General features: G+C 68.4%; 8 protein-coding genes. 5 read left to right on the forward strand and 3 right to left on the reverse strand.

Annotated features, from left to right (window positions below; translation table 11 throughout):
- The first annotated feature begins 96 nt into the window (after positions 1 to 96).
- From QZ471_RS06135 to QZ471_RS06145, 3 genes are all read left to right on the forward strand, one after another.
- Positions 97 to 768, forward strand: a complete 672-nt coding sequence (locus QZ471_RS06135) for a heavy metal response regulator transcription factor (RefSeq protein WP_093254533.1) — start codon at positions 97 to 99, stop codon at positions 766 to 768.
- Positions 765 to 2,147, forward strand: a complete 1,383-nt coding sequence (locus QZ471_RS06140) for a heavy metal sensor histidine kinase (protein WP_295461817.1) — start codon at positions 765 to 767, stop codon at positions 2,145 to 2,147. Before QZ471_RS06135 ends, QZ471_RS06140 begins: the two co-directional genes overlap by 4 nt.
- 140 nt (positions 2,148 to 2,287) lie before the next feature.
- Positions 2,288 to 7,420 carry a DUF4011 domain-containing protein gene (locus QZ471_RS06145; RefSeq protein WP_295461819.1) on the forward strand — a complete coding sequence of 1,711 codons (5,133 nt, stop codon included), beginning with the start codon at positions 2,288 to 2,290 and terminating at the stop codon, positions 7,418 to 7,420.
- A gap of 622 nt (positions 7,421 to 8,042) precedes the next feature.
- On the opposite strand, the gene QZ471_RS06150 is transcribed toward QZ471_RS06145, so the two are convergent.
- The gene (locus QZ471_RS06150) at positions 8,043 to 9,404 is read right to left on the reverse strand and encodes an OprD family porin (RefSeq protein ID WP_295461820.1); all 1,362 of its coding nucleotides are present in this window, start codon (positions 9,402 to 9,404) and stop codon (positions 8,043 to 8,045) included.
- Between the two features lie 144 nt (positions 9,405 to 9,548).
- On the opposite strand from QZ471_RS06150, the gene QZ471_RS06155 reads away from it, so the two are divergent.
- A complete protein-coding gene (locus tag QZ471_RS06155) occupies positions 9,549 to 10,472 on the forward strand; it encodes a DNA/RNA non-specific endonuclease (RefSeq protein ID WP_295461822.1) in 924 nt (307 codons plus the stop codon).
- Here the strand turns inward: QZ471_RS06155 and QZ471_RS06160 are convergent.
- Positions 10,469 to 11,641 carry an MFS transporter gene (locus QZ471_RS06160; protein ID WP_295461824.1) on the reverse strand — a complete coding sequence of 391 codons (1,173 nt, stop codon included), beginning with the start codon at positions 11,639 to 11,641 and terminating at the stop codon, positions 10,469 to 10,471. The two genes, QZ471_RS06155 and QZ471_RS06160, sit on opposite strands and share 4 nt — an antisense overlap.
- Positions 11,642 to 11,736: 95 nt before the next feature.
- On the opposite strand from QZ471_RS06160, the gene QZ471_RS06165 reads away from it, so the two are divergent.
- Positions 11,737 to 12,294, forward strand: coding sequence for a TetR/AcrR family transcriptional regulator (locus tag QZ471_RS06165; RefSeq protein WP_295461826.1), 558 nt, complete (start codon positions 11,737 to 11,739; stop codon positions 12,292 to 12,294).
- Positions 12,295 to 12,374: 80 nt separating this feature from the next.
- Here the strand turns inward: QZ471_RS06165 and QZ471_RS06170 are convergent, their stop codons facing one another.
- A complete protein-coding gene (locus QZ471_RS06170) occupies positions 12,375 to 13,385 on the reverse strand; it encodes a hypothetical protein (RefSeq protein ID WP_295461828.1) in 1,011 nt (336 codons plus the stop codon).
- Positions 13,386 to 13,469 lie beyond the last annotated feature (84 nt).

Here is a 13,469-nt window from a genome sequence, read left to right on the forward strand (position 1 = left end):
CCCCGCCACAGTGCGACGCGTGGGGGGTCAGCAAGATGACCGGTGAATGACAAAAATGTCACCCAGCCAAGCGACCGGAGGCCCTACCATTACGCCATGCACATCCTCCTCATCGAAGACGACCAGAAGACCGGCGAGTACCTGAAGAAGGGCCTCGGCGAATCCGGCTATGCGGTCGACTGGACCCAGCACGGCGCCGATGGCCTGCACCTGGCCCTGGACGGCCGTTACGACCTGGTCATCCTCGACGTCATGCTGCCCGGCATCGACGGCTGGCAGATCATGGAAGTGCTGCGCAAGAAGCTCGACGTGCCGGTGCTCTTTCTCACCGCCCGCGACGGCCTACAGGATCGCATCCGCGGCCTGGAACTGGGCGCCGACGACTACCTGGTCAAGCCCTTCTCCTTCGTCGAGCTGCTGCTGCGCATCCGCACCCTGCTGCGCCGTGGCGTGGTGCGCGAGCCCGAGCACTTCCACCTGGCCGACCTGCAACTTGACCTCCTGCGCCGGCGGGTGACCCGCGGCGACGACCTCATCGTGCTGACCAACAAGGAATTCGCCCTGCTGCACCTGCTGCTGCGCCGCGAAGGCGAGGTGCTGTCGCGCACCCTGATCGCCGCCGAGGTCTGGGACATGAATTTCGACAGCGACACCAACGTGGTGGACGTGGCCATCAAGCGGCTGCGGGCCAAGGTCGACAACCCCTACCCGGTCAAGCTGATCCATACCGTGCGCGGCATCGGCTATGTCTGCGAGGTACGGCCTTGAGCGCGCGCTCACCCTCGCTGATCCTGCGCGCCACCCTGGGTTTCGCCCTGGTGGCCCTGCTGGCCGTGGGCGGTGCGGGCGCCTTTCTTTACCACAGCCTGGAACGTACCGTGCTGGAGCGCGCCGACTACGCCCTGCTCGGCCGCCTGGCGCATTTTCGCAGCCTGCTCAGTACCGACCTGTCGCTGGAGACCCTCGGCCACAGCCCCCAGCTGTTCGCCAACATGCTGGGCAACGAGCAGGACGTCTTTCTCATCGGCGCGCCAGGCGCCAAGCCGGTGATCGCCTCCAATCCTCTGCAGATCGCCCTTCCCGACCTCCCCGTCATTCCCCAGACGCGGCGGCCGACCCGCGCCGATCTGCGCGAAGGCCAACTGGCCGACGGCACCCGCTGGCGCGCCGCCCGGGTCGCGGTGAACACCGCCGAAGGGCCGGTGGAACTGACCGCCGCCCATGTGCTGCGCAACGAAGACACCACCCTGGCCGATTTCCGCCTTGGCCTGATCGGCGCAGTGACCCTGGCCTTCCTGTGTACCGCCGGCCTCGGCTATCTGCTGCTGCGACGCGGCCTGGCACCGCTGCGACGCATCGCTCGCCATGCCGGCGGCATCACCCCGACCCGCCTGGCCGCGCCCTTGGAGCTAGCCGATGCCCCGCGCGAGCTGCAGCCGCTGGTGGAAAACTACAACGCCATGCTGGCGCGACTGGCCGACGGCTATGGCCGACTGGTGCAATTTTCCGCCGACCTCGCCCACGAGATCCGCACCCCGATCAACGCCCTCATGGGCCACACCGAGGTCGCCCTGCGCCAGGAGCGCAGCACCGAGGACTACCAGGCGCTGCTGGCGTCCAACCTGGAAGAGCTGGAGCGCATCTCGCGGCTGGTGGAGAGCATCCTCTTCCTCGCTCGCGCCGACGACGCCCAGGCGGTGCTGACGCCGCAGCCGCTGAAGCTGGACGAAGAGCTGGCACGTATCGCCGACTATTTCGAAGGCCCGGCCGACGAGCGCGGCCTGCGCCTGGTGGTGGCCGGTGGCGGTCAGGTGGTCGCCGATCCGCTGCTCTTGCGCCGCGCCTTGAGCAACCTGGTGGCCAATGCCATCCGCTATGCCGAGCCGGATGGCGAGATCCGCCTGCAGGCGGACGGTGGCCGCATCTGCGTCAGCAATGCCGGTCCCACCTTGGCACCGGAGCACCTGCAACGGCTGTTCGACCGCTTCTATCGTGCCGACCCCTCGCGTCATCAGCCCCATGATTCCAACGGCCTGGGCCTGGCCATCGTCGCCGCCATCATGGGCCTGCACGGTGGGCGCGCCGAGGTCGACCAGGACGCGCGGGGCATTCATTTCAGCCTGGTCTTCCCCACCGCGGCGGCCTGAAGCGCGACCTAGCCCTCAAACCACGCAACCGCCCGTCACCAAAGGACTTTTTCCGCTTGCCCAGGCCGGCTATGGGCTGCATCGACCCGCCTACTACTGTACATTCATCTACCTTAGGCAATAAGCAAGGGTGGTAGGCGATGAGCGTGGATGTCGAACTGGTGCTGGCCGGCAAGATCGGTTTTGCGGCGCACCAGAACGCGGTGCCCGTGCTGCGCGAATTGCGCCTCACCCACAGCGGCCAGGCCCCCCTGGTCGACCTCAGCCTGACGGTGACCGCCGAGCCAGCCTTCGTGGTGCCGCGTACCTGGCACCTGGAGCGCCTGGATCCCCAGGGCACCCTCCATCTCGATGATCGCGACCTCGAATTCGACGCCGCTCTGCTCGGCAGTCTGCAGGAAAGCCTGGTCGCCCAGCTGACCTTCACGGTGCGCCAGGGCGAAGAGGTCCTGCAGACGCGGCGCTATCCGGTCGAGCTGCTGGCGCGCAACCAATGGGGCGGCGTGGACAGCATGCCCGAGCTGGCCGCGGCCTTCGTCATGCCCAACGACCCGGCGGTAGATCGCCTGCTGGGCGCGGCCGCCGAGGTCTTGCGGCGCGCCGGCAAGTCCACGGCGCTGGATGGCTATGAAGGCGGTTCGCGGCGTCGCGTCTGGGAGCTGAGTTCGGCGCTCTGGTCGGCGCTGTGCGGTCTGCAGCTGACCTATGCGGTGCCGCCGGCCAGCTTCGAGCGCCAGGGCCAGAAGATCCGCACACCGGGTAGCATCCTCGACGGCGGCCTGGCCACCTGCCTGGATCTCGCCCTGCTCGCCTGCGCGGCGCTGGAACAGGCCGGGCTCAATCCGCTGCTGGTCATCACCCGCGGCCATGCCTTCGCCGGGGTCTGGCTGCAGCCCCAGGAATTCGCCCAGTTGCTCACCGACGAGGCCGAGCCGGTGCGCAAGCGGGTGGCGCTCAAGGACCTGCTGGTGTTCGAGACCACCCAGGCCACCGCCGCGCCGCCGCCGTCCTTTAGCCAGGCGGTGCAACTGGCCGAGCGGCAGCTGGACGACGAGTCCTTCGTGCTGGCCCTGGATATCCGTCGCGCCCGTCTGCAACGCATCCGCCCGCTGGCGGTGCCCGGCCAACTCGCGGCCACGGCGGACGGCCTGCTGCTGCCGGGCGAAGCCCTGGAAGAGGCCCCGCCGCTGCCGGCCTTCGACGTGGATGTCGAGGCGCCGCCGACCACTCCGGTCGGTCGCCTGGCGCTGTGGCAGCGCAAGCTGCTCGATCTCACCACCCGCAATCGCCTGCTGCATGTGCCGGACAACGCCCGCAGCGTGCCCCTGCTCTGCCCCGAGCCGGCGGCGCTGGAAGATCGCCTGGCCGAGGGCCGGGCCTTGCGCCTGGTGCCGCTGCCGGACCTGGCGGTGAGCGGGCGCGACGCCGTGCTGCACGAAGCCCGCGAACACGAGAATTTGCAAGACGAATACGCCCGCGGCGCCCTGGGCCGTGGCGAGGTGGTCGCCCCGCTGGAGGCGACCAAGCTGGATGCAGCGCTGGTGGAACTCTATCGCCGCGCCCGCAGCGATCTCGACGAGGGCGGCGCCAACACCCTCTACCTGGCACTGGGCTTCCTGCGCTGGAAAAAGGCCGCCGACGATCCCAAGTACTATCGCGCCCCACTGATCCTGCTGCCGGTGCGCCTGGAACGCCAGAGCGCCGCCAGCGGCATCACCCTGCACCTGTTCGAGGACGAGCCGCGCTTCAACCTGACCCTGTTGGAACTCCTGCGCCACGACTTCGACCTGGACATCCCCGGCCTCGACGGCCCGCTGCCCGGCGATGGCAACGGTATCGACGTAGACGGTATCTGGACGAAGGTCCGGCGGGCGGTGCGCGACCTGCCCGGCTTCGAGGTCAGCAGCGAACTGCTGCTCGGCCAGTTCTCCTTCGCTAAGTACCTGATGTGGAAGGACCTCACCGAGCGCAGCGACCAACTGCTGGAAAGCCCGTTGGTGCGCCACCTGCTGGAGCGTACGACGGAATCCGGCGCCTATCTCAGCGGTGGCAGCTTTCCCCGCGAGCGCGAGCTGGATCGCCAGGTCACCCCGGCGGAACTCTTCACCCCGTTGCCGGCGGATTCCTCGCAGTTGGCGGCGGTGCTGGCCTCGGCCGGTGGCCAGGACTTCGTGCTCGACGGCCCGCCCGGCACCGGCAAGTCCCAGACCATCGCCAACATGATTGCCCACAACCTGGCGCTCGGTCGGCGGGTCCTGTTCGTCGCCGAGAAGCGCGCGGCCCTGGACGTGGTCTATCGCCGCCTGGAGGCCCAGGGCCTGGGCGAATTCTGCCTGGAACTGCATTCGAGCAAGGCCTCCAAGGCCGAGGTGCTCAAGCAGCTGGAGCGCGCCTGGGACACCCGCGACGGTCTCGACGAAGAGGAATGGCTGGCCGAGGCCGCCGAGGTGGAGCGCCTGCGTGATCGCCTCAATGCCGTGGTCGAGCGCCTGCACCGTCGCTGGCCCAATGGCCTGACCCTGCAACAGAGCATCGGCCGTGTGCTGCGCGACGCCGCCCCCGACACCCCGCGCCTGGCCTGGGCCACCGCCGACGCCCACGATGCCGAGGCCCTGGCCGAGCTGCGCACTGCCGTGCGCCGCCTGGCGCTGCATGCCGAGACCGGCCGCAGCCTGGCGGCGGATTTCGCCCTCCTGCCGGCCCATCCCTGGTCCAACGCCTGGCAGGACGCCCTGGTCAGCGCCGCCGAACGGCTGCGCGACACCCAGCAGGCACTTCAGCAAGCGCGACAGCGACTGCGCGACGTCCTCGGCCTGCCGCTGGCCGAGCAGGTAGCGCCCAAGCGGCTACTGGACTTCGCCGAGTTGCTGCAGAGCGCCGCTGGCCAGGACCTGGGCTTCGCCTTCGGCCCCGGTGCCGGAGAACGCCAGCGCCAATTCGGCCGCGCCCTGGAGCTGCTGCGGGACTACCAGGCACTGGAGCGCGAGCTGTCGGTACCCTATGCCGCCGAAGCCTGTCGCCGCATCGCCCTCACCCAGCTGGAAGGCGCCTGGGACGCCGCCGGTCAGCGCTTCTGGATCTTCGCCACCCGCGCCCAGCGTCAGGTCACCCAGGACCTCGCCCGCCAGGGCGAAACCCAGGGCCAGCCCGACGCGGCCGCCGACCTGCCGCGGCTGCGCCGCCAGCGCAGCCTGGTCACCGAGTTGGACGACCTGGCGCCGACGCTCTCCGACATCGCCGGCTGGCAGGGCGTGGCCAGCGATCTCGACGCCCTGCTCGCCCGCCGTGCCCTGGCGGAAAAACTCAACGCGGCCCTGCCGACCTTGGCGGACACCCCTGAGCAGTTGCTGGCCCTGCGCCAGGCCGCGGCGCGTCGCTTGCAGCATCCCGAGGACCAGCCGGAAGACACCACCCTGGCCCCGGCCAGCCGTGCCTTCGCCCAGGCCCTCGCGGCGGCAGAGTCGGCGCGCCAGGCCTTCGCCGAGCAGGCGGGATTGGCGGAGGACACCCCAGCTGCCGACCTGGTCCGCACCGCTGCGGCCCTCTTGCGCCAGCCCGGCAAGCTCAAGGCTTGGTGCGACTGGCAGCGCGTCCGCGAAGAGGCGCAGACCCTGGGCCTGGCACCGCTGCTCGCCCGGGTCACGCTCGGCTCCGCCGAGGATCTCGCGGCCGTCTTCGAAACCGCCTATGCGCGCTGGTTCGCCGCCACCGCCCTGGACGCCGAGCCCTTGCTGCGCGACTTCGTCCCCGCCGAGCACGAGAGCGACATCCAGGCCTATCGCCGGCTCGACGACCGCCTGCAGCAACTCGCCGTGCGCCATATCCGCGCCCGCCTCTGCGGCGAGTTGCCGCCGAAGAACGACGCCGCGCGCCAGGGTGGCGGCTTCGCCGTGCTCAAGCACGAATTGCAGAAGCAGCGCCGGCACAAGCCGTTGCGCCAACTGGCGCTGGAGATGGGGGACGCCCTGGCCCGACTGGCGCCCTGCATGCTGATGAGTCCGCTGTCCATCGCCCAGTACCTGCCGCCGGACGGCGGTCTGTTCGACCTGGTGATCTTCGACGAAGCCTCGCAGATCGCGCCCTGGGACGCGGTGGGTGCCATCGCCCGCGGCGTGCAGGTAGTGATCGCCGGCGACCCCCGGCAGATGCCGCCGACGCGCTTCTTCGACCGCGCCGCCGGCGAGGACGACACCGCCGAGGACCTGGAAAGCATCCTCGACGAATGCCTGGGCGCCGGCACCTACAGCCATAGCCTCAACTGGCACTACCGCAGTCGCCACGAGAGCCTGATCGCCTTCTCCAACCACCATTACTACGACGGCAAGCTGATCACCTTCCCCGCCCCGGAGATCCGTCCGAGCGCGGTGGAGTGGCGGCGGGTGGACGGCGTCTATGCCAAGGGCAAGGGCCGCCACAACGCCCTGGAAGCCCAGGCCATGGTCGCCGAGGCGGTCAAACGCCTGCTCGATCCGGCCTTCGCCGGGCTCAGCCTGGGCATCATCACCCTCAACAGCGAACAGCAGCGGCTGGTCACCGACCTGCTCGACCGGGCGCGCCAGCAGCACCCGGAGATCGAGGCGCACTTCGCCGAAGACCTGGCCGAGCCGGTGGTGGTGAAGAACCTGGAAACGGTGCAGGGTGACGAGCGCGACCTGATCATGCTCGGCATCGGCTTCGGCCCCACCGAGCCGGGCGCCAACAGCATGTCGATGAATTTCGGTCCGCTGAACAAGGACGGCGGCTGGCGCCGGCTCAACGTCGCCGTGACCCGGGCGCGGCGGGAGATGCTGGTGTTCTCCTCCTTCGATCCAGGACTGATCGACCTCAACCGCACCAATGCCCGGGCGGTACGGGATCTCAAGCTGTTCCTCGAATTCGCCCAGCGCGGGCCCCAGGCCCTGGCCGCCGCGGTCAAGGGCTCCCTGGGCGGCCACGATTCGCCCTTCGAGGAAGCCGTAGCCCAGGCGCTGCAGGCCAAGGGCTGGCAGGTGGTGCCACAGATCGGCGTCTCGCGTTTCCGCATCGACTTGGGCATCGTCCACCCCGACCGGCCGGGCGACTACCTGGTCGGCATCGAATGCGACGGCGCCACCTACCACAGCGCCGCCACCGCCCGCGACCGCGACAAGACCCGCAGCGCCATCCTCCAGGGCCTCGGCTGGACGCTGCTGCGCGTCTGGTCGACCGAGTGGTGGATCGATCGGGCCGGTGCCACCGAGCGGCTGCATGGGGAGATCGAGCGGCTGCTGGAAGAATCGCGGGCGAAAGCCTGAGGTAAGGGCTATTTGGCTTCGCCGCGCTCAGCGGCAACCTAGGCTGTGATACCCAGGTTGAGCGCAGCGAGTCGGATGTTCGGGTGTGGGGCAACCCTCACCCCGGCCCTCTCCCCGAGGGAGAGGGGGCGATTGGGTCCGGCGCGGGTGGTGGCTCGTCCCCTGGTATCGCGCTGCCAAGGCCTCCGTCGCGTGGAAAACCGCGCCGCGTTTTCCACTGATCAACTGCACCTAGACGTGGATAAAGCGCCGTTAGCCATCCTGCGGGGCTACTCCCTCTCCCCTTGGGAGAGGGCTGGGGTGAGGGTATCTCCGGACATGCCGATGGCCAACGGACCGTTGGGCTTCGCTGCGTTCAGCGCCAACCTACCAGGCGCCTGATCATACCGAACTACCCCCTCTCCCCTTGGGAGAGGGCTGGGGTGAGGGTATCCCCGGACAGGCCGATGGCCAACGGACCGTTGGGCTTCGCTGCATTCAGCGCCAACCCACCAAGCGCCTGATCACACCGAACCACCCCCTCTCCCCCTGGGAGAGGGCTGGGGTGAGGGTATCCCCGGACAGGCCGATGGCCAACGGACCAATGGGCTTCGCTGCACCCAGCCCAACCGACGCGAAGCCGTCAAAGAATGTTCAACGGATACTCGGTGATCAGCCGGGTCTCGGCCACGGTGCCGCCGGTGCTCTGGCTGCCGGAGTGCCAGGCCTGGCGCAGGCGGAAGCTCAAATCCTTGGCCGGGCCGTCCTGGAGGACGTACTTGGCCTCCAGATCGGTCTCGTGCTCCTTCTCGCCATCGCCATAGAGACCGGCGTAGGCCGAATCGGCGGCTACCTGGGTACCGTCGATGCCGCTGCCGCGGGTATGCCGCACCATCAGACTCAGGCCCGGCACGCCGTAGCTTTCCATATCGAGGTCGTAGCGCGCCTGCCAGCTGCGTTCGCCCGGGCCGTTGAAGTCGGAGAACTGCATGGAGTTGCCGAGCAGGATGGAATCGCCGAAGGACCCCGGCACCGGTGCGCCGAAGACCGCGTAGTCGAAGGGTTCGTCGCCATGGATGCGCTGGTGGATCAGGGTGAAGGTATGGGCGCCGGTCTGGAAGGCGGCGGCCAGCGACCAGGCGGTGTTGTCGATGCTGCCGGCCTTGGCGCTGCCGGCGTCCAGGGTGCGATAGAGGTTGGCGTCGAAGGTCAGGCTCTGCTCGGCGGCCAGGGGCACCACGTAGTTCAGGTTGCCATAGTACTGGTCCCAGACGTCTTCGAAGTGCCCGGTGTAGAGCGAGGCACTGAGGTGATCGCTGAACTTGTAGACGCCTCCGGCGTAGCTGGCGGAGGAGGCCTCGACCCCGGCGTAGCCCGCGTAGATACCGCCGTCCGAGCTGGTGGTGCGCGGCGCGGTGGCCGAGGTGAAGTGGCCACCTTCGAGCATCAGGTGATCGACCTCCTGGCTCACCAGGCTCCAGCCGCGGGCGGTCTGGGGGAACAGCCAGTTGCCACCCGCCGCCAGTACCGGCGCCGTGGGCTGCTGGTCGCCGTACTTGAGCACGGTGTTGGAGACGCGTAGCTTGACCGCCGCCCCGCCCCGGCTGAATTCGTCACGCTGGCTGCCGTCGCCGTCCACCGGCATGTTCGGGGTATTGGCATGGCCATCACCCCCGTCCAGCTTGAGTCCCAGATAGCCGAAGGCATCCACGCCGACGCCCACGGTGCCCTGGGTGAAGCCCGAGGTGTAGTTGAGCAGGAAGGCCTGGGTCCAGCTGCGCGGATCGCGGCTGTTGCGCGGCTCGGCGCCGTGGCCATCGCCTTCGTTCTGGCGCAGGTAATAGTAGTTGCGCAGCAGCAGGGTCAGGTCGCCGTCCTCGACAAAGCCCTTGGCGTCGGACTGCTGGCTGGCCAGGGCCGCGCCGGTGAGCAGCAGACCGGGTACGCCCAGCAGCCAGGCCCGGTGGCGAAGAGGACGGAGTGAAGACAGTGACAGGCGATTCATGGGCGTCTCGATAGCGGGTGGATAACGGGTTGGAGACCGTCGTAGGACGACTGAGTTCACCCTTTGCCGCGGCAGCCCGGCCTGTCACGCCCTGGTAATACCGATCTGCTGCGCTAGCCTCTACCTATTATCCCGAGGCCCGCCATGACCACCATAGATCTCGCCTACCGCCCTCGCCTCGCCGATCTGCGCCCGCTCCTGCCCGACGCGGCCAGCGGGCTGCGCGGCGGTCCACGAATCACCCCCGCCGCCGACTTGGCGGATCGGCAGGGCTATGCCGCCGACTTCCTTGGCGACTTCCCAGTGCCCTGGCCGCAGCCGAGCGCGGCCTTGGCCAGCGACGTCCTGCCCATTCCTGCCAGCGGCGACCGCCTGGACTACACCCATTTCTCCGTGACCCTGTCGCGTAGCCGGCGGATAGCGCTGTGGGTGGGCGTCAACATCGACGGTGGCCAGGCGGTGGAGGTGCCACGCAGCCGCGACGCCTGGGCCTACGATGGCCGGGTACCGCTGGAGGCCCAGCTCGGCGAGTCACTCTATGCCGACAATCTGCTCGACCGTGGTCACTTGGTGCGTCGCCAGGACCCCAATTGGGGACCCGAGGCCAACCAGGCCAATAAAGACACCTTCCATTTCACCAACTGCGCACCGCAGATGGCGGCCTTCAATCAGAAGACCTGGCTGGAGCTGGAGGACTATATCCTTGACAACACCCAGCGCTGGCAGGCGCGAGTCAGCGTCTTCAGCGGCCCGGTGCTGCGCGCCGACGATCGCGCCTATCGCGACGCCCGGATTCCTGAAGCCTTCTGGAAGGTGGTGGCCTTTCTCGGCGACGACGGCAAGCCCTCCGCCAGCGCCTACCTGATCGACCAACGCCGCGAGTTGGACGCGCTGTCCATCGCCTTCGGCCGACTGCGCACCTACCAGTGCAGCGTGCTGCATATCGAGCAACTGACCGGTATCGACTTCGGCTCGTTGAGCGCTTACGACGGCTTTTCCAATGAAGAGCGCGCCACCGGGGCCTCGGTCGAGCGAGCCATTTTCGGTCCAGCCGATATCCTGCTCTAACCCGGCTGTACGCAGGGACGCGGCAGGCTATTACGCACCCCCAGCACCGCCAGCAGGATCACCCCGGCCAGGTACAGCTCGGCGGCGCCCGCCAACCCCAGCCGCGGCACCAGGGTGCTGACCGCCAGGGCCGGCAGGCAGAAGGCGAGGTAGCTGAGGACGTAGAAGGCCGCCAGCAGGCCGGCGCGCTGGGCTGGCTCCGCCAGCGGCAGCAGGCTGCGGGTGGCGCCGAGAAAGCCACTGCCGAAGCCGACGCCGGTCACCAGGGTGCCCAGGGCGAAGAGTCCCAGCTGACCGCTGACTACCGCCAACCAGAGCAGTACCGGCCCGGCCACCAGGGTGCTCGCGCCCAGGCGCAGCAGCCGGGCCGGTGACCAGCCGCGCAGGCCATGCAGGCAGGCCGCACCGGTTAGGGTCAGGCCAGCCACCACCCCACCGCCGACCAGGATCGAGGTGGCGCCGGTAGCCGCCTTGATCAACCCCGGCATCAGCGACAGATAGAAACCGCCCACCGCCCAGACGGCCAGCTCCAGCGGCAGCACCCGCCACAGCATGGCGCGCGCCTGCGGCGGGACCGCCAGTTGTGGACGCAAGGCGGCGAGCAGTCCCGGCCGGCGCGGCAGGCTATCGGGCAGGCGCAGCAGCAACAGGCCTTGCAGCACGAAGAGCAGCAGGAACAGCCGATAGACCAGTTGCAAGGGCGCGGGCGCGAATTCCACCAGCAGGCCACAGCCCAGGGCACCGACCGCCATGCCCAGCAACGGCGTCAGGCTGTTCAGCCAGGGACCACGCTCAGCGTCCACGTCGAGCAGCGCCGCGCCCAGGGCGCTGGTGGCGATGCCGGTCGCCAGGCCCTGCAAGGTGCGGGCGAGCACCAGGTCTGCCAGCCCTTCGGCCTGGTGGAACAGCAGCATGGCGAGGATCTCCAGCACCAGAGCGCCCAGGATCACCGGGCGGCGCCCCAGGTGATCGGAGAGCCGCCCGCCCACCAGCAAGGCAGCTAGCAGCGCCAGGGCATAGACCGCGAACACCAGGGTCAGCCAAAAGGTGGAAAAGCCCCAAGCCTGCTGGTAGCTGGCATAGAGGGGTGTCGGCGCGCTGGACGCTGCCAGGAAGGTCAGCAGCACGACTCCGAGCAGGGCTAGGCGCGAAGCAGGCGAAGAGGTCATGGTCGAACCCTAAAGCTAAGTAATTGCTTTAGAGACTGAACCCTTCCCAAGACAAAAGCAATGCGTTTGCGTTAAAGCGAAGGTATCCTGGCGGCATGACCACCAAGCAATCTCGTCCCGGCGGCCGCAGTGCCCGGGTTCAGCAAGCCATCCACGAGGCCGTCCTGGCCCTGCTGCAGGAACAGCCGCGGGAGTCTTTGACGGTGCCCATGATCGCTGCGCGCGCCGGGGTCACCCCGTCCACCCTCTATCGTCGCTGGGGCAACCTGCCCAGTCTGTTGACCGACGTCGAATTGCAGTGCCTGCGCCCGGATCAGCCACCGGAGGACACGGGCAGCCTGAGAGGCGATCTTGAGCGCTGGCTTGAAGACTATGTCGACGACCTGGCCTCCACGCCTGGCCAAGCCATGCTCAGGGACGCCCTGGCCGCCACCGACCCAGGCTGTGCGGTACGCTGCACCGAGCCGACCCGGGAACGCCTGCAGCTCATGCTCGAACGCGCCCAGGCCCGCGGTGAGCCGGTGCCCAGCCTGGAGGTCTTAATGGATGGCCTGGTCGCCCCCTTGGTCTATCGGACGCTGTTTCGCGCCCAGCGGCCCGATAACCAGCTGTGCCAGCGCCTGCTCGCCCGCGCCTTGCGTCCTGACGGCTAACTCATCACTTGAAAACGACGAGGCCCGAACCTTCCGATTCGGGCCTCGCAGCGACCTTTCAGCCGCGCTGAAACGCCTGGTTAGACGGCAACCACCTTGTTGGCCGGCTGGGTGCGACGACCCAGGGCCCCGCCGATGGCACCGACGACACCACCGATCACCAGGCTGATCAGCAGGATCCAACTGGCCTGGGAGACCTTGCGCGCGGCCACGTCAGCGGCTTCACGGGCCTTCTGCTCGGCCTGGGCCTTGAGTTCCTGGTACTTGGCATAGGCCTGCTGGTAGGTCTGCTGGGCCTTGTCGACGATGGCGTTGGCCTCGGCATCACTCTTGCCGGTACGGGCCTTGATCAGGTTCACCAGGGCTTGGCGGTCGGCGGCGTTCCAGGCCTGGTCGCCACGCTGCTTGAGACGATCCAGCAAGGCGCTCAGTTGGTCATCGGTCTGCTGCGGGTTATTGGCGCTGTTCTCGGCGGTGTTCTTGGCATCCTGCTCGGCACCCTGGGCCTGCTGCTTGAGGTTCTCCGGCTGCAGCTCGGTCTTGCCGGTCTGGCGCAACGCGGTTTCCAACTCGTTCTGCAGGTCGCTCAGGTCGAACTGGATGCCCTGCTGACGCAGCTGATCCTGGACCTGGTTGGTCAGGGCCGGGGCGGCCTGGGAGATACCACTGCCGATCATGGACAGACCACTGCCTGCCACGTTGAGACCGGTGCGCACCACGCCGCTCACGGCGCTGGACACCAGGTAGACGCTGACCAGGGTCACCGTGGCCCAGACCAGGATGCCGTGCAGCGCACCTTCACGCTGGGCCAGGCGGCCGGCGATCCAGGCACCGACGAACACCGAGATGGCGGCGCTGAGGCCGACCCAGATACCGGTGCCCTTGCCCAGGCCGGCCAGCGGATTGGCTTCCTGCTGCGGGTCGATGGACGCCGAACCGATGGCGGTGCCCAGCAGGCTGAGCAGCAGCGAAACGGTCAGGGCGATGACCACGCCGGCGATGACCGAGCTCCAGGAAATGCGCTTGAGCAGCGGTGCGGTGGCGGTGGTGGGGGCCGCGTAGGCAGGGGTGTGGCGAGTGTCGAGAGACATGGCGAGTGCTCCGAGGGGTTTGGGGAAAGGACTTCTTATTGTCGTAACGAATGGATTCCGCTTCGCTGCGACAAGTTCCCAAAC

The organism is uncultured Pseudomonas sp., assembly GCF_913774235.1.
GTDB lineage: Bacteria > Pseudomonadota > Gammaproteobacteria > Pseudomonadales > Pseudomonadaceae > Chryseomonas.

What these genes read in the sequence shown, in the direction of transcription:
- QZ471_RS06160 (WP_295461824.1), bottom strand. Translation starts at nt 11,641, where the DNA reads ATGACCTCTTCGCCTGCTTCGCGCCTAGCCCTGCTCGGAGTCGTGCTG.
- QZ471_RS06155 (WP_295461822.1), top strand. Translation starts at nt 9,549, where the DNA reads ATGACCACCATAGATCTCGCCTACCGCCCTCGCCTCGCCGATCTGCGC.
- QZ471_RS06170 (WP_295461828.1), bottom strand. Translation starts at nt 13,385, where the DNA reads ATGTCTCTCGACACTCGCCACACCCCTGCCTACGCGGCCCCCACCACC.
- QZ471_RS06165 (WP_295461826.1), top strand. Translation starts at nt 11,737, where the DNA reads ATGACCACCAAGCAATCTCGTCCCGGCGGCCGCAGTGCCCGGGTTCAG.
- QZ471_RS06145 (WP_295461819.1), top strand. Translation starts at nt 2,288, where the DNA reads ATGAGCGTGGATGTCGAACTGGTGCTGGCCGGCAAGATCGGTTTTGCG.
- QZ471_RS06135 (WP_093254533.1), top strand. Translation starts at nt 97, where the DNA reads ATGCACATCCTCCTCATCGAAGACGACCAGAAGACCGGCGAGTACCTG.
- QZ471_RS06150 (WP_295461820.1), bottom strand. Translation starts at nt 9,404, where the DNA reads ATGAATCGCCTGTCACTGTCTTCACTCCGTCCTCTTCGCCACCGGGCC.